The organism is Shimia sp. W99 (assembly GCF_053851455.3).
This window is the reverse complement of record NZ_JBSQBU020000001.1, coordinates 1,819,814-1,840,984: the sequence shown is the minus strand read 5'-3', so window position 1 is coordinate 1,840,984 and position 21,171 is coordinate 1,819,814. Positions and strand designations below refer to the sequence as shown.

The following is a 21,171-nucleotide window of genomic DNA, read 5'->3' as shown; positions in this document are numbered from 1 at the left end:
CAGGAATGGAGGGAATTTGCGCGCCTTATAGAAGGCGCGTGCGGGATTGTCACGGGGGGTGCGCGGCCTGCGACGACGCGGCGCGTTCGGGCGTTATTTTTCGCGAAGTGGCAGACGCGATACTGAATAACCCTGATCCTGAAGCAGCGCCAGAAGGCCTTTTTCTCCGGGAAGGTGCATCGCGCCAACTGCGACCAGCGTCGGAGTTTGAACCAATTCGGAGGCCAAGGTTTCGAGCCAGAATGCGTTGCGCTCTTCAATCAGGCCGGCTTGAACATCGAGGAACAACTCCTTTACCCGCTGGACATCCTCGGGGGTATCCACCTGTGCCATCGCTTTGTCCGAGGCGCGCTCCCAGATGAGCTGGATTTTCTCCCGGAAATACAAAGAGAGCATTTCCGCCGTGTCGTCGGCCCCTTGCTGGTCGAGGTCCAGCGACAGGGACCACTTCATGATGTCAATCTGCTCGTCCAGAGGGTCAGATGCGAGAAGGGACAGAACGTGGTGAAAATTGTCCAGGGACCGAACTTGAAGCGCGTTTTCTCCTGCCCAGTTTTCGATCTGTCGGTCCAGTCCGTGCTTTCCCGCCCGCAAGTCGGCGGACGCACAGGGCGGCACCGACAGGGCGAGCCCGAGAAACCAGGGTTGGTATCTTGCCGCCATGAAGGCGGGCAGCCCTTTCACGGCCAGTTTGGGTTTGAGTTTGGTCCAAAGATCATCCCCCAGCCGGTCAATCAGCGAAGGCCCCTCGTTGATCAGGTATAGGTCGGGGTTCGCCGTGATGTGGCGCAACATCGCGACTTCATCGCTTTTTGTCAGTTCGATCAGGACTTGTTGGGGGGTGATCGGCAATGTGTCGATCCGGGTCATCAATTGTGCGTGGCCCTTCGCGGGAAAGTGCAGCGTGCCGACAATCACGGAGGAAACGCCGTCGCGTTCGACCTGCCACATCAGCCCTTCCGAAAAAGGCACCTCGCTGGCGCGCTGTTCATATGCGGCACGCTCTGCTTCGGAGAGGGCGTCGAATGCAGCCGGGCCTTCGCAGGATGCGGAAAGTGGTCCTGCAAGGCAGGAAATGAGGATTGCGGCGATGAGGCGAAGCATGGGAACTCCCTGATGCGAATAGGCGTGAGGCTAGCATCCGCCGTGGCAGGCGCAAGCGGCAACGCAGTTGGCAGACCCGGCCAGAGAGGCTAGGTCTGGGGACATGACGAAACCCCGCGAATCCGAACTTTATACGCCGGTCAAACGCTGGCTCGAAGCGCGTGGTTTCGAGGTTAAGGCCGAGGTGGGCGCGGCGGATGTCGTGGCTTGCCGCGAGGGGGATGATCCTGTGATTATCGAGCTGAAGACCGGGTTTTCCCTGACACTTTTGCAGCAGGCGGTGGCGCGGCAGGCGGTTACAGATTCGGTTTATGTCGCGGTGCCGCGCTGGAAGGGGAAGGCGGGCTGGAAGGCGTTCAAGGGCAATGTGGGGCTGTGCCGTCGCCTTGGCGTCGGGGTCCTGTCGGTGCGGCTCAAGGATGGGGCGGTTGAAGTACATGCCGATCCGGCGCCTTTTCAGCCGCGGAAGTCCAAGCAGCGCAAGGGGCGGCTGCTGCAGGCCTTTGCGCGGCTGGAGGGGGATCCGAATACCGGCGGGATGCAGGGGCAGCGGGTGACGGTTTATCGGCAGGAAGCGATGAAATGCGCGGCCTTCTTGTCAGAGAATGGCGCCAGCAAGGGCGCGGTGGTGGCGCGGGAAACCGGGGTTGAGAAGGCGACTCAGATGATGCGGATCAACCATTACGGCTGGTTCGAGAAGGTCGAGACCGGGGTTTACATGCTGAGCGAGGACGGGGTGGCGGCGTTGTCGCAATCGTGACGCAACGTTCCCAAAGTTGGGCTGACCTTAGGGAATGTTTGCCGATGCGGGTCCTGTTCGCTTCTATCGGTGGAATTCAAACCCTCTGATCCAAGGAAATCGCGATGCGCCATGCCGAAACCCTGTTCCGCCCGTTTGTGTCGGAAAAACTGCAGTTGAAAAACCGGGTGGTGATGGCGCCGATGACGCGGACCTATTCGCCGGGGAATGTGCCCAATGACCTTGTAGTGGACTATTATCGCCGCCGCGCCGAGGGTGGGGTGGGGTTGATCATCACCGAAGGCACCATCGTGGATCACCCGGCGGCCAGCGGCTATCCGAATGTGCCTGCGTTTTTTGGTGAGGATGCGTTGGCCGGGTGGAAGCGGGTTGTGGACGCGGTGCATGCGGCGGGCGGCAAGATCGCGCCGCAGATCTGGCATGTGGGGGCGATCCGACGCCCCGGTGTTGATCCCGGGGGCGATACGCCGGGTTACAGCCCCAGCGGCATGGCGGTGCCGGGCAAGGTTGTCGGGCACGCGATGACGCAAGAGGATATTGACGACGTGGTGGCGGCGTTTGCCAAGGCGGCGAAGGATGCCAAGGAGATCGGGTTTGATGCGGTCGAGATTCACGGCGCACATGGCTATCTGATCGACCAGTTTTTCTGGGACGGGACCAACCAGCGGGACGATGGCTATGGCGGTGATCTGGCGGCGCGGTCGCGCTTTGCACTTGAGATCGTGCGGGCGGTGCGGGCTGCGGTGGGGGATGACTTTCCGGTGATCTTCCGCTTTTCGCAGTGGAAGCAGCAGGATTACTCGGCGCGCTTGTGTGAGACGCCCGAGGCGCTGGGCGCGTTTTTGACGCCGTTGGCAGAGGCCGGGGTCGATATCTTCCATTGTTCCACGCGCCGCTTCTGGGAGCCGGAATTCGAGGGCAGTGACCTGAATCTTGCCGGGTGGGCGCGCAAGCTGACCGGCAAGCCTGCGATCACGGTGGGCAGTGTAGGGCTCAACGCGGATTTCCTGCCCGAGGATGGAACCGCGAATTTCAACGCGGGCGAACCGGCGAGCATCGACAACCTGATCGAGCGGCTGGAGCGGGACGAGTTCGATCTTGTTGCCGTGGGGCGGGCGCTGATTGCCAACCCGGATTGGGCGAACAAGGTGGCGGACGGGGCATTCGACGGCCTTGCCGCCTATGAGCGGGACATGCTCAGGGAACTGCGCTAGCGCGTTGGGCGGCGCAGGCGGGGGTCATCCTCCGCGCCGCCGGATGAAATCATCCACCATCTCGACGATCATCGGTGCCAATGCGGGCGTGATGATGTGCCCCATGCCGTCAATGGCGTGGTAGTCGCATTCCGGGATCAGCGACGCGATCTCGGCGCCGAGTTCCACCGGGATCAGGGCGTCGTCAACGCCGTGGATGACCTGACATGGCAGCGCAACGCGGGTCAGGTCCGAGCGGCGGTCCGGACTGGCCATGACCGCGAGGGCCTGGCGGTTGATGCCGTCCGCATCGACGCCGCGCGACCAGGCCAGTTCGGCTTCGGCACGGATGCCCTCGTCGGGCATCGGGTAGCCGGGGCTGCCGTGATTGGCATGTTCCTGCACCCAGCTTTCGATATAGGCCTCCTTGTCCATCGGGCGGGACAGGATAGCGGGAAGTAGGGCGCGCCCCTCTTCGCCGCTGGCCAGTGGGCGGGCGGCGGTCATGACGATGGTGGCTGAGCGCAGCCGATCGGGGTGGTCGATGCAGAGGGTCTGGGCAATGCCGCCGCCCATGGAGATGCCGAAGATATGCGCGGTGTCGATGTCGAGCGCATCCATCAGGCCAACCACGTCATTGGCCATGTCGGTCAGCTTGTAGGCATGGGGCACCGGCGCGCCGGAAGCGGCGATTTCCAGAATCGCGTCGGCATCGCCGGGGGCATCGGGTGCCGGACACCGTTGGGAGAGGCCAACATCGCGGTTGTCGAAAATGATCGTGCGGTATCCGCGCGCGGCGAGACCCTCGTAGAGTTCGGCGGGCCAGTGGATCAGTTGTGACCCGAGGCCGCGTATCAGGATCAGCGGCACGCCGTCGCTGGGGCCAAATTCCTGAACTTCGAGGGTAATCCCGTTGGCGGTGATTTGCATAAGTCGTGTCTCCGGCTGTTACCCGTCACCCTAGCGCGCCGGTCGGGCTTGTAAATCCGGTTTGATCAAAGGCGATTTTGGCGCGATCTGCAATTGTTTGCGCCACCGCCCATGCGCATCTGTCAAAGACACACGATGGAACACTCAGGGAGAACAGAATGGCAAATGCGGATCAGGTGCCGGTCAACAGCGGCTTTCATGCAAAGAGCAGTGGGGCGGAGGTGCTGGCGGATATCGACCTTGCGGGCAAAACGGCGGTTGTGACGGGGGGCTATTCCGGGCTGGGCCTGGAAACGGTGCGGGCCTTGGCCAACAAGGGGGCGACGGTGATCGTGCCGGTGCGCTCGCCCGAGAAAGCCGCCGAGACGCTTGCCACGATCTCGGGGGATGTCACGGCCTTGCCGATGGATTTGTCCGACATCCGGTCGATTGCGCGGTTTGCGGGGCAAGCCGCTGAGGCCCTTTCGGGTCTGGACCTGTTGATCAACAATGCCGGGATCATGGCCTGCCCGTTGGAACGCGTCGGGCCGGGCTGGGAAAGCCAGTTCGGGGTAAACCACATGGGGCATTTTGCGTTGACCAAGGCGCTGATGGGGCTTTTGGCGGCTGCAGAGGCGCCGCGCGTTGTTTCCTTGTCGTCCTCGGGGCACAAGATTTTCCCGATCCGGTGGGACGATATCCAGTACGAGACGTCCGAATATGACAAGTGGCAGGCCTATGGGCAGGCCAAGACCGCCAATGCGCTTTTTGCCAATGCGCTGTCGCGGCGGTTGCAGGTGACAAACGGGCTGGCGTTCTCGGTGCATCCGGGCGGCATTTTCACGCCCCTGCAGCGGCACCTGCCCAAGGAAGAGATGATTGCGCTGGGCTGGCTGGGCGAGGACGGGGAGCCTTCGGAACTGGCCAAGCAGGGGTTCAAGACGCCCGAACAGGGCTGTTCGACAACGCTCTGGGCGGCGACGTCGCCCTTGTTGGAAGGCAAGGCCGGGGTGTATTGCGAGGATTGCGATATCGCGGCACCGACGGACATGGACAGCCCGACGGCGCGTTTCTTTGGTGTGAATGCCCACGCGACGGATGACGAAGCCGCCGAACGGCTCTGGTCGGTGAGCGAGGCCTTGCTGGAGGCGGCCTAGGTTGCGTATTGCTGCGGCGCGGCGAAGAAAGTGCCGAAAATTTCGATCTGCTCCTGTTGACACCCGGTATCGACCTGCCTAGCTATGCGCCGTTAGCACTCGCTTCCGAGGAGTGCTAACGACTCCGCTGAGGAGTCAGGGAGACAACTAGTTAGGGAAACCTAGACAATGGCATTTACACCTCTGCATGACCGTGTGTTGGTTCGTCGCGTTGAAGGCGATGAGAAAACCGCAGGCGGCCTGATCATCCCCGACAGCGCGAAAGAAAAGCCCGCCGAGGGCGAAGTCGTTTCCGTTGGCGCAGGTCTGCGCGACGATGACGGCGACCGTATCGCACTGGACGTCAAAGCAGGCGACAAGGTCCTGTTTGGCAAATGGTCGGGCACCGAAATCACCATCGACGGTGAAGAGCTGCTGATCATGAAAGAATCCGACATCATGGGCATCATTGCCTGATCGTCGCTGACACGTAATTCAAAAATTCAGGAGCAAGCACATGTCTGCAAAAGACGTCAAGTTTGACACCGATGCCCGTAACAAGATGCTCAAGGGCGTCAACATCCTCGCCGACGCGGTGAAAGTGACCCTCGGCCCCAAAGGCCGCAACGTGGTTCTGGACAAGTCGTTCGGCGCACCGCGCATCACCAAGGACGGTGTTTCGGTCGCGAAGGAAATCGAGCTGGAAGACAAGTTCGAGAACATGGGCGCGCAGATGGTGAAAGAAGTCGCCAGCCGCACCAATGACGAAGCCGGCGACGGCACCACCACCGCGACCGTACTGGCACAAGCCATCGTTAAAGAAGGCCTCAAGCAGGTTGCTGCTGGTCTGAACCCGATGGACCTGAAGCGCGGCATCGACCTGGCAACCGCCAAAGTCGTACAGGGCATCAAGGATATGGCCCGCGAAGTGAAAGACTCCGCAGAAGTCGCACAGGTTGGCACCATCTCGGCCAACGGCGAAGCCGAAATCGGCCAGCAGATCGCAGACGCGATGCAGAAGGTTGGCAACGAAGGCGTCATCACGGTTGAAGAGAACAAGGGTCTGGAAACCGAGACCGTTGTTGTCGAAGGCATGCAGTTCGACCGCGGCTACCTGTCGCCCTACTTCGTGACCAACGCCGACAAGATGATTGCAGAGCTGGAAGACTGCATGATCCTGCTGCACGAGAAGAAACTCTCGTCGCTGCAGCCGATGGTTCCGCTGCTCGAGCAGGTGATCCAGTCGCAGAAGCCGCTGCTGATCATTGCCGAAGACGTGGAAGGCGAAGCGCTGGCCACCCTCGTGGTCAACAAGCTGCGCGGCGGTCTGAAAATCGCAGCCGTCAAGGCACCGGGCTTCGGCGATCGCCGCAAGGCCATGCTGCAGGATATCGCGATCCTGACCGGCGGCCAGGTGATCTCGGAAGACCTGGGCATGAAGCTCGAGTCGGTGACCATGGACATGCTTGGCACCGCCAAGAAAATCCAGATCACCAAGGACGAAACCACCATCGTTGACGGTGCTGGCGAGAAAGCCGAGATCGAAGCACGCGTGGCCCAGATCCGCACCCAGATCGAAGAGACCTCGTCGGATTATGACCGTGAGAAGCTGCAGGAACGTGTTGCCAAGCTGGCAGGCGGCGTTGCCGTGATCAAGGTAGGCGGCATGACCGAAGTCGAAGTGAAAGAGCGCAAAGACCGTGTGGACGATGCTCTGAACGCGACCCGCGCTGCTGTTCAGGAAGGCGTGATCGTCGGTGGCGGTGTTGCACTGGTTCAGGCCGGTAAAGCGCTGGAAGGTCTGGAAGGTGCAAACGCCGACCAGAACGCCGGTATCACCATCGTGCGTAAAGCCATCGAAGCGCCGCTGCGCCAGATCGCTGAGAACGCCGGTGTGGACGGTGCTGTTGTGGCTGGCAAGGTGCGTGAATCGACCGACAGCAACTTCGGCTTCAACGCTCAGACCGAAGAATATGGCGACATGTTCGCGTTTGGTGTGATCGACCCGGCCAAAGTGGCCCGGACCGCTCTGGAAGATGCGGCCTCGGTTGCTGGTCTGCTGATCACCACCGAAGCCATGGTTGCCGACAAGCCCGCCAAAGAAGGCGCAGGCGCACCGGCAATGCCCGACATGGGCGGCATGGGCGGCATGATGTAAGACGAATTTCCGTAAGGAAGTTCTGTCAAAATGCGATAACGCAAAGGCGCCTTCGGGCGCCTTTGTCATGAGAGCAAGACAATTTCGCGTAAGCGAAATCTGTCGCAGGCGACAGGCGATTTGCCGCAAGGCCAATCTGCCGAGCGCCACCGTCGCAAAGACAATTGGAGGCCGCCTTTTGGGCGGCCTCTTTTTTTGATGATTAGGTTGGGAATGCTATGCGATGATACGCAGGTTCTTTAGGCGGTACTCCATCGCCTGAGAAGACACCTCGAATTTTTGCGCCAACTCATCAATGAAACGCTGGCGCGACATGCCGATCTTACCATCGGGCTTTCGATATGCATCCTTAAGTTTGGTGGATTCTTCTTTAACCATTGGAGCGGGCATCAGCAGTTTTGCAGCGAACTGATTAGCTTCACGTTCCTCCTTGCCCACGCTTCCGTCTCGACGAAACTCACGAGGGCCGTCCTTAAACTCCTCCGCGCGTTGTACGTCTTGATAATTGGGCAGCATGTGTTGAAATAAATGCCCCAACTCGTGTGCTAAAGTGAAACGACGACGGTTCTCCGGCTCAAGTGGGTTCACCCAGATATTCGCCGTCTTTCGGTCTTCGGACCAGCGCGCGAACCCAGAAAGGCTTAGCTTGTCGAAGTCTAGCGAGTCATCTTGGGATATCCCAAAGGCTGACATCACTCGGTCAAGGTCGACCGGCGGTTCTCCAACTCCAGCGATTTTTAGAACGTCCGAAGCATTGTAGCGCTTTGGAGTCTCCAAATACTCTTGCTTCATTTGTGCTCTCCCGACGCCAATATAATACTACTCGTCGTCAAAGTCATCCCTGCCCAGAGGGTCTTTGTTTTCGCCATCGCTCGCGGTCGGGAGCTTGGCTTCAACAGCGGCATACACCAGCTTTTCGAGGTTTTTCTTAAACGTTTCGCTTTGCATCAGCATGGTCGGAGTTTCTTCAAGATCGTTTTTTACGGCATCGCGCACGTGCCTAGGGTCAGGACCCATTGATTTCCGGTTGGCGGCATGATTCACGACTCGAAAAACGAGCGGTAAACATGTCTGATCTTTTCTGGTTGAGCGACGCGCAGATGGCGCGCCTTGAGCCCTTCTTCCCCAAGTCCCATGGCAAACCTCGTGTGGATGATCGCCGGGTGCTGAGCGGCATTATCTTCATCAATCGCAACGGGTTACGATGGCGTGATGCTCCCAAGGAATACGGCCCGCACAAGACACTCTACAATCGCTGGAAGCGTTGGAGCGACAAGGGCATCTTCGCCGAGATGCTGATTGGTTTGGCTGCTGATCATGGTGAAGAGAAAACGGTCATGATCGACGCCACCTATCTGAAGGCTCATCGCACGGCGTCCAGTCTGGGCGTGAAAAAGGGGGGCGTGGGCGTCTGATTGGGCGCACCAAGGGCGGCATGAACACAAAGCTGCACGCCATTTGCGACAGCCAAGGACGTCCTCTGAACCTCTTTGTGACAGCCGGTCAGGTCAGTGATTACACCGGCGCACGGGTTCTCGTTGGCAGCCTGCCAAAAGTAGATTGGCTGCTCGGAGATCGTGGTTACGACGCCGATTGGTTCAGAGAAGCTTTGAAAGACAAAGGGATACGCGCCTGCATCCCCGGTCGAAAACAGCGGAAGAAAACGGTGAAGTACGACAAGCGCCGCTACAAACGGCGCAACCGCATAGAAATCATGTTCGGCAGGCTCAAGGATTGGCGGCGGGTCGCGACCCGTTACGACAGATCCCCAAAGGTATTCCTGTCAGCCATCGCGCTGGCGGCACTCGTCATTTTCTGGCTATGAGTCCTGACCCTAGTGTTGATAGTGACATCAATTCCGGACCTTGGCAGCTAATATTTAGGATCCTTCTACTGACTATTTGATTTGATATGCAACTAATACGTGCAAGCGTCGGTTCGGGTATCCTGTTTGACCTGCTTGCAATAATCGAGCCACTACTGGATATTTGGCATCAGAAACGATGGAGATTTTATGGCCCGTTGAGGTGGGAAGGCACGGCGTCCTTCCAAGGCAAAAACGACCTGAGACGCAGTCCGCAGAGTTGCGGGCGGCTGGGCTGTTTTTGCGCCTGATCCAATGATAGATTGATGCCGGGATGATCCCGGCAGGGCCATGAAGGTAACAAGATATGACACGGGACTATTCCCAGTTCTTTTCAACATCCACGTCGTCGCAACCCGGCACAGAAAATCCGTCCAAGCTGGCGCGGTTGGGCTGGCAGACGTTTTTTGCAAGACAGGTTGATCCGCAAACCCTGAACCAGACACCGCCCGTGCGGGTGAGTGAAGTGCACCGCAACGGGCTGCGCGTTGTGGGAGCGGACATCGAGGGCCTGATCCCGGGGAGACCCGACGCGACGGTGGGCGATTGGTTTCTCTATGACGCGGACCTTCCGGCGCATAGCGTGCTTTTGGAGCGCAAGAGCCTGTTCAAGCGGCGCGCGCCGGGGCATGACCGCCGGTTTCAGCTGATCGCGGCCAATGTGGACACGGCGTTTATCGTGACGTCCTGTAACGCCGATTTCAACATCGCGCGGCTGGAGCGTTACGTGGCGCTGGCGTTTGATGCGGACGTGACGCCGGTGATCGTTTTGACCAAGACCGACCTGTGCGACGATCCTGATACATACGTTCAGCAGGCGATGTCGGTATCGGACAGGGTTGTGGTCGTGGCGCTCAATGCGCTGAGCCGGGAACCGCTGGAGAAACTCGCGGACTGGTGTCGTCCGGGGCAGACCGTGGCCTTCATGGGCAGTTCCGGCGTGGGCAAATCGACGCTGGTCAATGCACTGTTTGAAGAGGGGCGCGTGGCGACGGCCGGTATTCGCGAGGACGATGCAAAGGGGCGGCATACCACCACTGCGCGCCAGTTGCATTTCACCCCGGACGGGGTGGCTGTTCTGGATACACCGGGGATGCGCGAGTTACAGATGGCGGATGCCGAGGACGGGATTGCGGATTTGTTTGCGGATGTCACCGATCTGGCGATGCAGTGCAAGTTTCGAGATTGCGCCCATGACAGTGAGCCGGGTTGTGCGGTAACGGCGGCGATTGCGGCTGGTGATCTTGACCCTTCACGGCTGGAGCGCTGGCGCAAGTTGATGGCGGAAGACCGGTTCAACTCGGCGTCACTGGCTGAAAGGCGGTCCAAGGACAAGAACTTTGGCAAGATGGTGCGTTCGGTGATGAAGGACAAGAAGAACCGGCGTTAGGGTATTGGGGCGGTGTCGGGGGCGTTGCCCCCCGCCGAACCCCCAAGGGGCTTCGGCGTCCCCCAGGATATTTCTGGCAAAAGGAAGATGTGGGCCGCACGCATGCGTGCGCGCGTTGCGGATTGGTCGGCTTGGGAAAATGATCCGCTTTTGGAAATGAGGCGTACCCTTTGAAAATCGCCAATGGTTGCCAAGGGGGGATGCCATGCAGACGAGAGTGCCGATCAGGGGACGCATGTTGATCATGGCGTTGAGCCTGTTGTTACCGGTCGCCTTTGCCGCCAAGGCCAAGGCGGACGTGGCGCCGGAAGTTCGCACGGTTGTAAGCCAGCCTGCGGAACTGGGTAAGGGTGCGTTTAGATGGCTTGGCTTCAAGGTTTATGACGCTCAGTTGTTCACGCCCGGTGGGCGGGGGTTTGACTGGGAACGACCCTTTGCGCTGCAATTGGACTATGCTCGAAAGGTGAGATCGGAAATCCTGTTGCAGGCCAGCATGGACGAGTTGATGCGCATGGAAGGCCCGCGCGCGGATCATGACGGAATCCGTGCCAAGCTGACCCAATGCTTGCGCGATCTGCGCCCCGGGGATCGGGTTGTGTCGGCCCCGCGCGGTGCAAATACACTTGAATTCTGGGTGAACGGTGCCAAGACCTGTCGCCTCCAACATGTGAACATCCGGGACAGGTACATGGCGATCTGGTTGTCCGAAGACGCGCGCGACAAGGCGTTGGCGCGTCAGTTGCGCGGGGCTGCAGGGTAAGTGCTTTCACGGGTCGGGGTGTATGCGGCCATGCTGGCCGCCGCTGGAGTGCCGCTGTACATCCATCTGCCGCGGTACGTGACGGTCGAGATGGGGATCAGCCTGAGCACGCTGGGGGCGGTTTTGCTTGGCATACGCATCATGGATTTTGCACAGGACCCTGCGTTGGGATGGCTCACGGATCGACCGGGAGTGCCGGTGGGCGTGTGGGCTGCGATGGGCAGCGTTGGTTTGGCGGCAGGCTTTTGGGGGCTGTTCGGTATGGCGCCCGTCGGTGCGCCCGTTTTTTGGCTGGTGGCGGTGCTGGTGGTGATCTTCACGAGCTACAGCCTTTTGACCATCCTGTTTTATGCGCAAGGTGTACGGCTGGTACAGGCTGGCGAGGCGGGAGCGCATTACCGTCTGGCAGGTGCGCGTGAGGCCGGCACCGTGGTGGGCATTTTGCTAGCTGCGATTTTGCCTCAGGTGATGGGATACCGGGGATTTGCGGGGGTCTACGTCGCCGTGGTTCTGATTGCGGCACTTGCCATGGCACGGCTGTGGAGCCGTGAGGGTACACCTGAAGGGCCGTCGCTCGGGCTCAAGGCGGTTCTTGCAAGCGGGCGGATGCGGCTGTTGCTGGCTCTGGGTTTGGTCAATGCGCTTCCCGTGGCAGCGACCTCGACCCTGTTTTTGTTTTTTGTAGAAGACCGGTTGCAATTGACGGGGCTGGCAGGCGTTTTCCTTCTGACCTTTTTTGCCTCGGCCGGGATAAGCGCGCCGCTCTGGGCGCGGATGGCGCGTGGGTGGGGGGCGAAACCGGTGCTGCTCGGCGGGATGAGTCTTGCCATCGTCAGCTTTGCGGGGGTTGCGGGGTTGGGTGAAGGGGCGGTGATGGGATTTGCCGCCGTCTGTGTCGGCTCTGGGCTGGCGCTTGGGGCGGACATGGTGTTGTTGCCAGCGCTGTTTGCCGTGGGGCTGGACGAAGAGCGGCTGGGAGGGGGTGCTGGATTTGGCCTGTGGTCGCTGGTGACAAAACTGTCGCTGGCCTTGGTGGCGGCGGTGTTGCTGCCGTTCCTTGAGATGTCGGGGTTCAAGCCCGGCGAAGAGAATTCAACGGAGGCTTTGCGCGCACTGACGCTGGGATACGCGGTGCTGCCCTGCCTTCTGAAGATCGCGGCTATGGCGTTGGTCCTTGCCTTGCCGCGTAAGGCACGCGGGGTGTGACCGGTCTTGCCCTCGGGCATCCCGCGTGCCACCAAGCGTAATGCGCTTGTTCCTGCTCACACTGTTGACGATGATCGCCTTTGCCGCGAACTCGGTGTTGAACCGGGCGGGCGTGGCCGGGGCGGGCATGGACCCGATTGCCTTTGGCGCGGTGCGGCTGGCGGCGGGGGCGGTCATGCTGACGCTGTTGGTTTTATGGCAGCGGCGGGGCTTTGAACTTGGCGGGGCCGGGCGCGGTATCGGGGTGCTTGGGCTGTTGCTCTATATTTTTGGATTTTCCCTCGCTTACCGGGCGCTGGATGCCGGGCTTGGAGCGTTGATCCTGTTTGGGGTCGTGCAGGCGACCATGTTTGCCGGGGCGCTGCTCGGGCGGGAAGACATGCCTGCGACGCGATGGTTTGGGGCGTTGTCGGGATTGGTCGGTTTGGTCTGGTTGCTCTGGCCCGGTGGGGCGGTTGCCGTTTCTGCGATGCATGCGGCCATGATGGTGGCCGCGGGTGTAGGCTGGGGCCTCTATTCGCTGCAGGGGCGGAAAGAGCGGGATGCGACGCAGGCCACGGCGATGAATTTTCTGTTGGCTGCGCCTGTGGCGGTGCTGGGGGCTGTGGTTCAGGGCGCGACCGGGTGGAGCGCAGAGGGCGTGGTGTTGGCGGTGATTTCAGGCGCGTTGACCTCGGGTTTGGGCTATGCGCTGTGGTATCAGCTTTTGCCAGCGCTGGGCGCAAGCCGGGCGGCGGTGGCGCAGTTGAGCGTGCCGGTGATCGCGGTGGCAGGCGGCATGGTGTTTCTGGGCGAGCCGGTGACATGGCGCTTTGTGGGGGCGGCGGTGCTGGTGATCGGGGGCGTGCTGGTATCTATGCGCCGGTAAGGTTATCGCGTCGGTTTCACGATGGGTTCGAGCGGGTCATAAAAGAGCCTGTCGGACCATGCCACGTCAGGCAGGCTGTCGGGTTTGAACGCCATGCGGGAGAGTTCGTCACGGGTGACGAAGCGGCGTTCGCTGACGATGCCTTCGGGATCGCGCCAATCGTCGGAGAGCGTGCCGGACAGGATCGTGCAGCGGAAATAGACGTCGACCTGGTGGAATGTGCCATCGGGATCATGGAATTCGTTGATGAGACAAGGCGCGCCGACGGCGATGGTTAGGCCGGTTTCCTCGTGCACTTCGCGGGCGAGATTGTTGGGCAGGGAGCTGCCCCGTTCGACCCCGCCGCCGGGTGCGCACCAGAGGTCGCTTTTCCCCGCCGGGTAGGCGTTGACCACGAGCAGGCGGTCATCTTGAAGGATCAGGGCGCGCGCGGCGAGGCGAGGGGAGGGCATATTGTGACATCCGGTCTGTTTGGCCTTTTGTAAGGCGGCGGGAGGGCTTATCTCAAGGGCATGGTTCGGATCGTTGCTTTCATGGCCCTTTTGGCCGGTGTCGCGCCGGGGATGGCGCGGGCGGATTGTGTCGTGCTGCTGCATGGGCTGGCGCGGACGGAAAACTCGTTCGTGCTGATGCAGGCGGCGCTGGAGCGCTATGGCTACAAGGTGGAACGGCCCGGATACCCGTCGACCCGCAAGGAGATTGAAACGCTTGCGCAGGAAACCCTTCCAAATGCGGTGGCCGCGTGCAGCGGAGAGTCGGTGCATTTCGTCACGCATTCGATGGGCGGTATTTTGCTGCGGTTGTGGCTTTTGGATCATCGCCCGGAGAACCTTGGGCGTGTGGTAATGTTGGGGCCGCCCAACCAGGGGTCGGAACTCGTGGATGTTTTGGGCCAGCTGGAACCATTTGACTGGATCAATGGGCCGGCGGGATCGCAGTTGGGCACCGATGGGTTGCCCACTGAATTGCCGCCGGTGGATTTCGAACTGGGAGTCATAGCCGGAGATCGGTCGCTGAACCCGTTCTACTCGGCGCTCATCGAGGGGCCGGATGACGGTAAGGTGTCGGTCGAGAGCACCAAGGTGGCCGGAATGGCGGATCACCTTGTTTTGCCGGTGACGCACACGTTCATGATGAACAACCCGATGCTGATTGCGCAGGTGCGGTTGTTCCTGCGGGACGGGGCCTTTGATCACGACATGAAGTGGGGCGACACAGACGCCACGCTGGAAGAGATCGACCTGTGGCGGAAAGGCAGTTGCGAAGGCGGGCATTGCGAGGAGTCTCCGCGTGATTGATCTGGACCTTGTCGGTGCGGAAGTGCTCTGGCCGGATGGGCTGCGGCCCGGCGAAATCGCGTTGCGTGGCGGTGTGATCGGGGCGCCGGGCGGTGGCGTGCGAGAGGTGGATTTGCGTGGTTTCTGGGTGTTGCCCGGGATCGTCGACATGCATGGCGACGGGTTCGAGCGGCATCTCGCGCCGCGCCGGGGGGCGATGAAAGACCTCGGGCAGGGGTTGGTTTCCGTGGACGCGGAGCTTGCCGCGAACGGGGTCACCACGGCGATGCTGGCGCAGTTCTGGAGTTGGGAAGGCGGGATGCGGGGGCCGGACTTTGCGCGCCGGTTTCTTGGAGCGCTGCACGACGGGCCAGACATGTTGACCGATTGTCGGGTGCAGCTGCGGTTTGAGACGCATAAGCTGGACGATTATTCCGCGTTCGAGGAAACGGTGGCGGCGCATGATGTGCGCTATGTGGTTTTCAATGATCACCTGCCCCATGCCGCGTTGGACAAGGGCAGGCGCCCGCCGCGATTGACGGGGCAGGCGCTCAAGGGCGGGCGCAGTCCCGAGGCGCATTTGGCGCTGATGCAGGGCTTGCATGAGCGAGGCGCCGAGGTTGGGCCGGCTGTTGAGGCTCTGGCAAAGCGGCTGGCGGCGCGGGGGGTGCTGCTGGGCAGTCATGATGACGACACCGCGGAACTGCGCCAGATATGGCAGGAGCGCGGCGTTGGCGTTTCAGAGTTTCCCGAGACCGAGATCGCCGCGCGGGCGGCGCGGGATGGAGGCGGGGCGATTGTGCTTGGGGCGCCGAACGTGGTGCGGGGTGGATCGCATTCGGGCAATGTTTCGGCGGCTGCGCTGGTGCAGGCTGGGCTGTGTGATGCGCTGGCCTCGGATTATCACTATCCGGCGCTGCGGCAGGCGGTTCTGCGGCTGGTAGCAGAGGGCTGCGTGACGCTGGAAGAAGGCTGGACGCTGATCTCGGCGCGTCCGGCGGCGCTCTTGGGGCTGCGGGATCGCGGGCAGCTGGAAGAGGGCAGGCGCGCGGATCTGGTGGTGATGGAGCCCGGAACCGGGCGGATCTGTGCGACGCTGACCGGTGGGAAGGTGAGCTTTATGGCCGGTGAGGCCGCGGCACGGTTCATGGCATGAAAAAGGGGGCTGCGGCGCCCCCTTTGGAATTCAAGTCAGATCAGGTCGACTTGGGGCGGATGTGGTTGGCATGTCCCATCTTGCGGCCCGGCTTCGTTTCGGCCTTGCCATAGAGGTGCAGGGCGGTATCGGCGCTGCGCAGCAGGGTCGGCAGCTTATCCATATCGTCGCCGATCAGGTTTTCCATGACCACGTCGGCGTGACGTTGGCCATCGCCCAAGGGCAGGCCGGTTATGGCGCGGATATGCTGTTCGAACTGGTCCACGGCACAGCCATTCTGGGTCCAGTGGCCGGAATTATGCACGCGCGGGGCGATCTCGTTCACGATCAAGCCGCCGTCGGTCACAAAGAGTTCAACCCCCATAACACCGACATATTCCAGCGCATTGAGGATTTGCGCGGCGAGCAGCACGGCCCCCATGCGCTGCGAGGCGGTCAGGTGGGCGGGCACTGTGGTGGTGCGCAGGATGCCTTCGTGATGCACGTTTTCGCCGGGGTCGAAACAGGCGACATCGCCATGCAACCCGCGCGCGGCGATCACCGAAACTTCGCGGGAAAATTCGACGAAGCCTTCGAGAATGGCAGGCGCGCCGGCCATGTCTGCAAGGGCGGGTTCGGCCTTGTTCGCAGATTTGATCCGGGCCTGTCCCTTGCCGTCATAGCCAAAGCGGCGGGTTTTGAGGATCGCCGGTGTGCCGGTGGAGGCGATGGCGTCTTCAAGGTCGGATAGGGTGTCGACAGCGGCGAAGGGGGCCGTGGCAAGGCCGAGGTCCTGCAGGAAGCGTTTCTCGACAAGGCGGTCTTGCGAGACGCGCAGGGCCTCGCGGTTCGGATGGATCGGGCGATGCGCTTCGAGAATGTCGAGCGCCTGCGTGGGTATGTTCTCGAACTCGTAGGTGATGATATCGACCGACGCGGCGAAGGCTTCGAGCGCCGCCTTGTCTTCGTAAGCGGCGGTCGTGACCTGATCGGCCACGTGACCGGCGGGCGGGTTGGCGCCGGGTTCGAAGATGTGGGTGCGATAGCCAAGGCGGGAGGCGGCGACCGACAACATGCGGCCCAACTGACCGCCGCCCAGAATGCCGATGGTGCTGCCGAAGGGGAGGGGATCAGTCATCTTGGGGCTCGTCGGGAATAGAAGCGGAAAGGGCATCGCGCCAGGCATCGAGGCGTGCGGCCAGCGCGGGGTCTTGCAGGGCGAGGATGCCTGCGGCCATCAGTCCGGCGTTGGAGGCACCGGCTGCGCCGATGGCCATGGTGGCCACGGGGAAACCCTTGGGCATCTGCACGATCGAATAAAGGCTGTCGACGCCCGAGAGGGCGCGGGTCTGGACCGGAACACCAATCACGGGCACGCGGGTTTTGGAGGCCATCATGCCGGGCAGGTGCGCCGCGCCGCCAGCCCCCGCGATGATCACCTGAAGACCACGCCCGGCGGCCTCTTTGCCGTAGCTCCACAGCCGATCCGGGGTGCGATGGGCAGAGACGATCTTTTTCTCGTAAGTGATGCCCAGTTCGTCGAGAATCTCGGCTGCGAGTTTCATTGTGGGCCAGTCAGACTGGCTTCCCATGATGATGCCGACCTGTGGTGTGTCCGTCATTTTTGCCTCTGCCAGAACGTGAAGCCCGGTTTATAGAGCATTGCGGGATTTGCGCAATGCGGCGGAACGTGAGGCAGCCGGGCTGTTGTGTCCTGATGCGCAGGGTGGTTCAGGCGATGATATCGGGGGTCAGGCGGTCTTCGATCAGGGCGATCATGTCCTTGAGGCGCAGTTTCTGCTTTTTCAGCCGTTGGATGGTAAGCTGATCACCGGTGCCCCGTTCGACAAGGGCGTGAATGGCGTCATCGAGATCGCGGTGTTTCTGGCGGAAAACTTCCAATTCGACCCTGAGTACATCGTCGGTCTTCATCGACAGGTCATTGGGTGCGTTCATGGGAGATTTCCTTAGGTATTGCAGGGTCGTAGCATAACGATTCGAAGCCGTCCTGCAAAGGGTTTCGCCCCTTTGATACGAGGTGTTTCAATCGGACTTGCCTCTTGCCAAGCGGCTTTTCGCCTCCCATATTTGAGGCACCGGGTTGCCAGAACGGGGCCCGGAAATGGACTGTCGCTTGAAGTTGAGGACGTGTCGATGACAAAACTGACCTTGGGGTCGCATCCCCACATGCTGGGGTTCGAGCAGCTGGAACGCCTTCTGGAGCGTACCGCGAAGACGGGCAACGAAGGCTATCCCCCTTTCAATATCGAACAGACATCGGATTACTCTTATCGGATCACGCTTGCCGTGGCCGGGTTCAGCGAGTCGGATCTGAGCATTACGGTCGAAGATCGCCAGTTGGTGATCCGGGGCCGTCAGCGCGACGATTCGGAGGATCGCGTGTTCCTGCACCGGGGCATTGCGGCGCGCCAGTTCCAACGCTCGTTCGTGCTGGCAGATGGCGTGGATGTGGGCGAGGCGCATATGGAGAACGGCCTTCTTCATGTCGACCTGACCCGGACCAAGCCGGAAAGCGTGGTGCAGACGATCCAGATCAGGAAAGGGTAAGCGATGTACAGCAAGTTTGATTTCGGACAGGAAGAAGAACGTCGGATCGTCTATGTGCGCGAGGTCGCGCTGGACGAGTTGCCGGATGAAGTACGTGCACAGGTTTCGGAGGCCGAAACCCTCTATGCCGTGCACAATGCGGATGGCGAGCGGTTGGCACTGGTTAAGGACCGAAACCTTGCCTTCATCCTCGCACGGCAGAACGACTTTGACCCTGTAACCGTGCATTAACCACGATTCCACGGGCGGGGCGGTCAGTCCAGTTTGAGCAGATAGGTTTCGTCCGCCCATCCATCCTTGTTGCAGCGGGCGCGGATTGCGACTGTGCCCGTGCCCGAGGGGAGGCTGACCCGTGACAGCGAGCGGGTGAAGGGCTGTTCGCTGACATGGGGGTGGTAGAGTTCGCGGTAGCCAAGCACGACGCCGTCCATGGATTCCACACGCCAACCGTCTGCATAATGATCCCAGCCGGTATCCGGGTGGGAAAGGGTCACATTGAAGGTCCAGCCTGTATCGGTTTGCAGGGCGATGGCATTTTCGACAACAGGCGGATCGGCGCGCAGGGCGCTTGCGGCGAAAACCAGGGGAAGGATGAAGTATTTCATGGCCTCAGCCTAACACCGTCATGGCCATGGCGGCATTGAAATTTTGGTGAGGCAGGCCAAGAAAAAAACGCGGGGCATTGTGCCCCGCGTTTTCGTTTGTCAGTCGCTCAGAGCGGATCAGGCTTTGATCAGGCCCATGCTTTCCAGCTTCAGGATGACCTGATGCGCGCAGTTGTCCACGTCTGTGCCTTCGGTTTCAACGCGCAGTTCCGGGTTGGCGGGTACGTCGTAGGGGTCGGAAATCCCGGTGAACTCCTTGATCTTGCCTTCACGGGCCAGCTTGTAGAGACCCTTGCGGTCACGACGCTCGCATTCCTCGATCGAGGTCGCCACGTGGACTTCGACAAAGGCACCGAACTGTTCGATGTCCTCGCGCACGGCGCGGCGGGTGGTGGCGTAAGGTGCGATCGGAGCACAGATGGCGATGCCACCATTCTTGGTGATCTCCGAAGCAACATAGCCGATGCGGCGAATGTTCAGGTCGCGGTGCTCTTTCGAGAACCCGAGTTCCGAGCTGAGGTTTTTCCGCACGAGGTCCCCATCCAGAAGCGTGACCGGACGGCCACCCATTTCCATGAGCTTGACCATGAGCGCGTTGGCGATGGTCGATTTGCCCGACCCGGAGAAGCCGGTGAAGAACACGGTGAAGCCTTGCTGGGCGCGCGGCGGACGGGTCTTGCGAAGCTCGCTGACAACCTCGGGGAAGGAGAACCACTCGGGGATTTCCAGACCCTCGGCCAGACGGCGACGCAGCTCGGTGCCCGAGATGTTCAGAATGGTAACGTCGTCCTTGTCCTCGATCTCGTCCATGGGTTCGTATTGTGCGCGCTCGGCGACCCAGACCATATGCTTGAAGTCGACCATTTCGATGCCGATTTCTTCCTGATGCTCGCGGAACAGGTCCTGAGCGTCATAGGGGCCGTAGAAGTCTTCGCCCTGGCTGTTCTTGCCGGGGCCGGCGTGGTCGCGGCCAACGATGAAATGGGTGCAGCCGTGGTTGGCGCGGATCAGGCCGTGCCAGACGGCTTCGCGTGGGCCGGCCATGCGCATCGCCAGGTTCAGCAGCGACATGGTGGTGGTCGCCGCTGGGTACTTGTCCAGAACGGCCTCGTAGCAACGCACGCGGGTGAAGTGATCGACGTCACCGGGTTTGGTCATGCCGACAACCGGATGGATCAGCAGGTTGGCCTGTGCCTCTTTCGCGGCGCGGAAGGTCAGTTCCTGGTGCGCGCGGTGCAGCGGGTTGCGGGTCTGGAACGCAACAACTTTGCGCCAGCCCAGCTTGCGGAAATAGGCGCGCAGTTCGTTCGGGGTGTCGCGACGGGCGCGGAAGTCATAATGCACAGGCTGCTGGATGCCGGTGACAGGACCGCCGAGATAGATCTTGCCAGCGGTGTTGTGCAGGTAGTTGACGGCCGGGTGCGCATCGTCGTCGGCGCCGAACACTTTCTCGGCTTCGCGGGCCTTGTTGGGTTCCCAGCGATCGGTGACGGTCATGGTGGCGAGGATCACGCCTTCCTGGTCCCGCAGGGCAATGTCCTGACCGATTTCGATCGACTGGGCAAACTCCTCGCTTACATCAAGGGTGATGGGCATCGGCCACAGCGTGCCGTCGGCCAGGCGCATGTTTTCGACGACGCCGTTGTAATCCTCTTCCGTCAGGAAGCCCTTGAGCGGGTTGAAGCCGCCATTCATCAGCAATTCGAGGTCGCAGATCTGGCGCGGGGTCAGGTCGTGGCTGGTCAGGTCGGCTGCTTCGACTTTGAGCTTCTGTGCACTCTCGTAGGAGACATAAAGCTCGGGAATGGGAGCCAGGTTGTTCTGCATGGGATGTGTCCTGTGTTTTATGGGAGGCATACCGCTGGCGGTGCCAGTGAGTTCCGCGTGCAACGCGTTGTATTCCGCAAGTTTGCGGGCGAGAAATTTGTCCGTGAGACGCACCTTTTCCGCTGCGCCTCGGGATGTGAGCGTGTAGGCAAAGCGCTGTCGCTTGTCGGGGCCCTGACGCGCGCTGATCGTGATCAGCCCGGCGTCGGCGGCCGAGCGCAACTGCGCATTGAGACGTCCGAGGGAAATGCCCAGAGCCGTTGCCGTCGCCCGCTGCGATGCTTGGGGCGCCAGATCCAGCTGGCGCAGGAGGCAAAACAATTGGTCCTCCTCATCTGAAATGGGTTTTGTCAAAGGCAGTGACATCAAAAAGCGACTCAAAGTGTGTTCACGCGTGAACAGTTCTCATGT

The 21,171-nt window shown here is 61.0% G+C and carries 24 protein-coding genes; 14 read left to right on the top strand and 10 right to left on the bottom strand.

Annotated features, from left to right (window positions below; all coding sequences use genetic code 11):
- Positions 1 to 93 precede the first annotated feature (93 nt).
- A complete protein-coding gene (locus ACS3QZ_RS09150; RefSeq protein ID WP_456037560.1) occupies positions 94 to 1,104 on the bottom strand; it encodes a TraB/GumN family protein in 1,011 nt (336 codons plus the stop codon).
- A gap of 103 nt (positions 1,105 to 1,207) precedes the next feature.
- Between ACS3QZ_RS09150 and ACS3QZ_RS09145 the strand changes: the two genes are divergently transcribed.
- Both ACS3QZ_RS09145 and ACS3QZ_RS09140 read left to right on the top strand, forming a co-directional pair.
- Complete coding sequence (locus ACS3QZ_RS09145) at positions 1,208 to 1,864, top strand: DUF2161 domain-containing phosphodiesterase (protein ID WP_456037559.1); 657 nt, start codon at positions 1,208 to 1,210, stop codon at positions 1,862 to 1,864.
- Between the two features lie 104 nt (positions 1,865 to 1,968).
- Positions 1,969 to 3,078, top strand: coding sequence for an NADH:flavin oxidoreductase (locus ACS3QZ_RS09140; RefSeq protein ID WP_456037558.1), 1,110 nt, complete (start codon positions 1,969 to 1,971; stop codon positions 3,076 to 3,078).
- Between the two features lie 24 nt (positions 3,079 to 3,102).
- Here the strand turns inward: ACS3QZ_RS09140 and ACS3QZ_RS09135 are convergent, their stop codons facing one another.
- Positions 3,103 to 3,987: an alpha/beta fold hydrolase gene (locus ACS3QZ_RS09135; protein ID WP_456037557.1), complete on the bottom strand. Its 885-nt coding sequence runs from the start codon at positions 3,985 to 3,987 to the stop codon at positions 3,103 to 3,105.
- Positions 3,988 to 4,145: 158 nt separating this feature from the next.
- On the opposite strand from ACS3QZ_RS09135, the gene ACS3QZ_RS09130 reads away from it, so the two are divergent.
- The 3 genes from ACS3QZ_RS09130 (at position 4,146) to groL (ending at position 7,260) form a co-directional block, all read left to right on the top strand.
- Entirely contained in the window at positions 4,146 to 5,123 is a 978-nt protein-coding gene (locus tag ACS3QZ_RS09130; RefSeq protein WP_456037556.1) for an oxidoreductase, read from the top strand.
- Positions 5,124 to 5,291: 168 nt separating this feature from the next.
- Positions 5,292 to 5,579: a co-chaperone GroES gene (locus tag ACS3QZ_RS09125; protein WP_093090364.1), complete on the top strand. Its 288-nt coding sequence runs from the start codon at positions 5,292 to 5,294 to the stop codon at positions 5,577 to 5,579.
- Positions 5,580 to 5,619: 40 nt separating this feature from the next.
- Positions 5,620 to 7,260 (top strand): chaperonin GroEL, encoded by a 1,641-nt coding sequence (gene groL, locus ACS3QZ_RS09120; protein WP_456037555.1) that lies wholly within the window; start codon positions 5,620 to 5,622, stop codon positions 7,258 to 7,260.
- A 216-nt stretch (positions 7,261 to 7,476) separates the two neighbouring features.
- On the opposite strand, the gene ACS3QZ_RS09115 is transcribed toward groL, so the two are convergent.
- Complete coding sequence (locus tag ACS3QZ_RS09115; RefSeq protein ID WP_456037554.1) at positions 7,477 to 8,052, bottom strand: ImmA/IrrE family metallo-endopeptidase; 576 nt, start codon at positions 8,050 to 8,052, stop codon at positions 7,477 to 7,479.
- 27 nt (positions 8,053 to 8,079) lie between these two features.
- Complete coding sequence (locus tag ACS3QZ_RS09110; protein ID WP_456037552.1) at positions 8,080 to 8,256, bottom strand: hypothetical protein; 177 nt, start codon at positions 8,254 to 8,256, stop codon at positions 8,080 to 8,082.
- A 71-nt stretch (positions 8,257 to 8,327) separates the two neighbouring features.
- Between ACS3QZ_RS09110 and ACS3QZ_RS09105 the strand changes: the two genes are divergently transcribed.
- The 5 genes from ACS3QZ_RS09105 to ACS3QZ_RS09085 all read left to right on the top strand — a co-directional run bounded on the left by ACS3QZ_RS09105 (position 8,328) and on the right by ACS3QZ_RS09085 (position 13,348).
- Positions 8,328 to 9,085, top strand: a protein-coding gene (locus tag ACS3QZ_RS09105; RefSeq protein ID WP_456036452.1) for an IS5 family transposase whose coding sequence is annotated in 2 segments (ribosomal slippage) — positions 8,328 to 8,649 and positions 8,649 to 9,085 — 759 coding nt in all. Because the reading frame shifts where the segments join, the coding sequence is not laid out codon by codon here.
- 346 nt (positions 9,086 to 9,431) lie between these two features.
- Complete coding sequence (rsgA, locus tag ACS3QZ_RS09100) at positions 9,432 to 10,514, top strand: ribosome small subunit-dependent GTPase A (RefSeq protein WP_456037551.1); 1,083 nt, start codon at positions 9,432 to 9,434, stop codon at positions 10,512 to 10,514.
- A 205-nt stretch (positions 10,515 to 10,719) separates the two neighbouring features.
- Complete coding sequence (locus ACS3QZ_RS09095) at positions 10,720 to 11,274, top strand: hypothetical protein (RefSeq protein WP_456037550.1); 555 nt, start codon at positions 10,720 to 10,722, stop codon at positions 11,272 to 11,274.
- Positions 11,275 to 12,480, top strand: coding sequence for an MFS transporter (locus tag ACS3QZ_RS09090; RefSeq protein WP_456037549.1), 1,206 nt, complete (start codon positions 11,275 to 11,277; stop codon positions 12,478 to 12,480).
- A 40-nt stretch (positions 12,481 to 12,520) separates the two neighbouring features.
- Positions 12,521 to 13,348 (top strand): DMT family transporter, encoded by an 828-nt coding sequence (locus tag ACS3QZ_RS09085; protein WP_456039326.1) that lies wholly within the window; start codon positions 12,521 to 12,523, stop codon positions 13,346 to 13,348.
- Positions 13,349 to 13,350: 2 nt separating this feature from the next.
- Here ACS3QZ_RS09085 and ACS3QZ_RS09080 read toward each other — a convergent pair whose 3' ends face one another.
- The gene (locus ACS3QZ_RS09080; protein WP_456037548.1) at positions 13,351 to 13,800 is read right to left on the bottom strand and encodes an NUDIX domain-containing protein; all 450 of its coding nucleotides are present in this window, start codon (positions 13,798 to 13,800) and stop codon (positions 13,351 to 13,353) included.
- 81 nt (positions 13,801 to 13,881) lie between these two features.
- On the opposite strand from ACS3QZ_RS09080, the gene ACS3QZ_RS09075 reads away from it, so the two are divergent.
- Together ACS3QZ_RS09075 and ACS3QZ_RS09070 are read left to right on the top strand one after the other, a co-directional pair.
- Entirely contained in the window at positions 13,882 to 14,646 is a 765-nt protein-coding gene (locus tag ACS3QZ_RS09075; protein ID WP_110680243.1) for an esterase/lipase family protein, read from the top strand.
- Positions 14,639 to 15,781 carry an alpha-D-ribose 1-methylphosphonate 5-triphosphate diphosphatase gene (locus ACS3QZ_RS09070; RefSeq protein WP_456037547.1) on the top strand — a complete coding sequence of 381 codons (1,143 nt, stop codon included), beginning with the start codon at positions 14,639 to 14,641 and terminating at the stop codon, positions 15,779 to 15,781. Before ACS3QZ_RS09075 ends, ACS3QZ_RS09070 begins: the two co-directional genes overlap by 8 nt.
- A 40-nt stretch (positions 15,782 to 15,821) precedes the next feature.
- Here ACS3QZ_RS09070 and ACS3QZ_RS09065 read toward each other — a convergent pair whose 3' ends face one another.
- The 3 genes from ACS3QZ_RS09065 to ACS3QZ_RS09055 form a co-directional block, all read right to left on the bottom strand.
- Positions 15,822 to 16,898 (bottom strand): 5-(carboxyamino)imidazole ribonucleotide synthase, encoded by a 1,077-nt coding sequence (locus ACS3QZ_RS09065; RefSeq protein ID WP_456037546.1) that lies wholly within the window; start codon positions 16,896 to 16,898, stop codon positions 15,822 to 15,824.
- On the bottom strand, positions 16,891 to 17,382 hold the full coding sequence (gene purE, locus ACS3QZ_RS09060; protein ID WP_456037545.1) for a 5-(carboxyamino)imidazole ribonucleotide mutase: 492 nt from the start codon (positions 17,380 to 17,382) through the stop codon (positions 16,891 to 16,893). Before purE ends, ACS3QZ_RS09065 begins: the two co-directional genes overlap by 8 nt.
- 109 nt (positions 17,383 to 17,491) lie before the next feature.
- The gene (locus tag ACS3QZ_RS09055) at positions 17,492 to 17,716 is read right to left on the bottom strand and encodes a YdcH family protein (RefSeq protein ID WP_456037544.1); all 225 of its coding nucleotides are present in this window, start codon (positions 17,714 to 17,716) and stop codon (positions 17,492 to 17,494) included.
- Positions 17,717 to 17,914: 198 nt separating this feature from the next.
- Between ACS3QZ_RS09055 and ACS3QZ_RS09050 the strand changes: the two genes are divergently transcribed.
- Both ACS3QZ_RS09050 and ACS3QZ_RS09045 read left to right on the top strand, forming a co-directional pair.
- Entirely contained in the window at positions 17,915 to 18,328 is a 414-nt protein-coding gene (locus ACS3QZ_RS09050) for an Hsp20 family protein (protein WP_093092472.1), read from the top strand.
- Between the two features lie 3 nt (positions 18,329 to 18,331).
- Positions 18,332 to 18,559, top strand: a complete 228-nt coding sequence (locus tag ACS3QZ_RS09045; protein WP_456037543.1) for a DUF1150 family protein — start codon at positions 18,332 to 18,334, stop codon at positions 18,557 to 18,559.
- Between the two features lie 23 nt (positions 18,560 to 18,582).
- Here ACS3QZ_RS09045 and ACS3QZ_RS09040 read toward each other — a convergent pair whose 3' ends face one another.
- Positions 18,583 to 18,933 (bottom strand): hypothetical protein, encoded by a 351-nt coding sequence (locus tag ACS3QZ_RS09040; protein WP_456037542.1) that lies wholly within the window; start codon positions 18,931 to 18,933, stop codon positions 18,583 to 18,585.
- Positions 18,934 to 19,050: 117 nt separating this feature from the next.
- Positions 19,051 to 21,126 carry a bifunctional sulfate adenylyltransferase/adenylylsulfate kinase gene (locus ACS3QZ_RS09035; protein ID WP_456037541.1) on the bottom strand — a complete coding sequence of 692 codons (2,076 nt, stop codon included), beginning with the start codon at positions 21,124 to 21,126 and terminating at the stop codon, positions 19,051 to 19,053.
- Between the last annotated feature and the right edge of the window lie 45 nt (positions 21,127 to 21,171).

What these genes read in the sequence shown, in the direction of transcription:
- ACS3QZ_RS09150 (WP_456037560.1), bottom strand. Translation starts at nt 1,104, where the DNA reads ATGCTTCGCCTCATCGCCGCAATCCTCATTTCCTGCCTTGCAGGACCA.
- ACS3QZ_RS09145 (WP_456037559.1), top strand. Translation starts at nt 1,208, where the DNA reads ATGACGAAACCCCGCGAATCCGAACTTTATACGCCGGTCAAACGCTGG.
- ACS3QZ_RS09140 (WP_456037558.1), top strand. Translation starts at nt 1,969, where the DNA reads ATGCGCCATGCCGAAACCCTGTTCCGCCCGTTTGTGTCGGAAAAACTG.
- ACS3QZ_RS09135 (WP_456037557.1), bottom strand. Translation starts at nt 3,987, where the DNA reads ATGCAAATCACCGCCAACGGGATTACCCTCGAAGTTCAGGAATTTGGC.
- ACS3QZ_RS09130 (WP_456037556.1), top strand. Translation starts at nt 4,146, where the DNA reads ATGGCAAATGCGGATCAGGTGCCGGTCAACAGCGGCTTTCATGCAAAG.
- ACS3QZ_RS09125 (WP_093090364.1), top strand. Translation starts at nt 5,292, where the DNA reads ATGGCATTTACACCTCTGCATGACCGTGTGTTGGTTCGTCGCGTTGAA.
- groL (WP_456037555.1), top strand. Translation starts at nt 5,620, where the DNA reads ATGTCTGCAAAAGACGTCAAGTTTGACACCGATGCCCGTAACAAGATG.
- ACS3QZ_RS09115 (WP_456037554.1), bottom strand. Translation starts at nt 8,052, where the DNA reads ATGAAGCAAGAGTATTTGGAGACTCCAAAGCGCTACAATGCTTCGGAC.
- rsgA (WP_456037551.1), top strand. Translation starts at nt 9,432, where the DNA reads ATGACACGGGACTATTCCCAGTTCTTTTCAACATCCACGTCGTCGCAA.
- ACS3QZ_RS09095 (WP_456037550.1), top strand. Translation starts at nt 10,720, where the DNA reads ATGCAGACGAGAGTGCCGATCAGGGGACGCATGTTGATCATGGCGTTG.
- ACS3QZ_RS09085 (WP_456039326.1), top strand. Translation starts at nt 12,521, where the DNA reads ATGCGCTTGTTCCTGCTCACACTGTTGACGATGATCGCCTTTGCCGCG.
- ACS3QZ_RS09080 (WP_456037548.1), bottom strand. Translation starts at nt 13,800, where the DNA reads ATGCCCTCCCCTCGCCTCGCCGCGCGCGCCCTGATCCTTCAAGATGAC.
- ACS3QZ_RS09075 (WP_110680243.1), top strand. Translation starts at nt 13,882, where the DNA reads ATGGCCCTTTTGGCCGGTGTCGCGCCGGGGATGGCGCGGGCGGATTGT.
- ACS3QZ_RS09065 (WP_456037546.1), bottom strand. Translation starts at nt 16,898, where the DNA reads ATGACTGATCCCCTCCCCTTCGGCAGCACCATCGGCATTCTGGGCGGC.
- purE (WP_456037545.1), bottom strand. Translation starts at nt 17,382, where the DNA reads ATGACGGACACACCACAGGTCGGCATCATCATGGGAAGCCAGTCTGAC.
- ACS3QZ_RS09055 (WP_456037544.1), bottom strand. Translation starts at nt 17,716, where the DNA reads ATGAACGCACCCAATGACCTGTCGATGAAGACCGACGATGTACTCAGG.
- ACS3QZ_RS09050 (WP_093092472.1), top strand. Translation starts at nt 17,915, where the DNA reads ATGACAAAACTGACCTTGGGGTCGCATCCCCACATGCTGGGGTTCGAG.
- ACS3QZ_RS09045 (WP_456037543.1), top strand. Translation starts at nt 18,332, where the DNA reads ATGTACAGCAAGTTTGATTTCGGACAGGAAGAAGAACGTCGGATCGTC.
- ACS3QZ_RS09040 (WP_456037542.1), bottom strand. Translation starts at nt 18,933, where the DNA reads ATGAAATACTTCATCCTTCCCCTGGTTTTCGCCGCAAGCGCCCTGCGC.
- ACS3QZ_RS09035 (WP_456037541.1), bottom strand. Translation starts at nt 21,126, where the DNA reads ATGTCACTGCCTTTGACAAAACCCATTTCAGATGAGGAGGACCAATTG.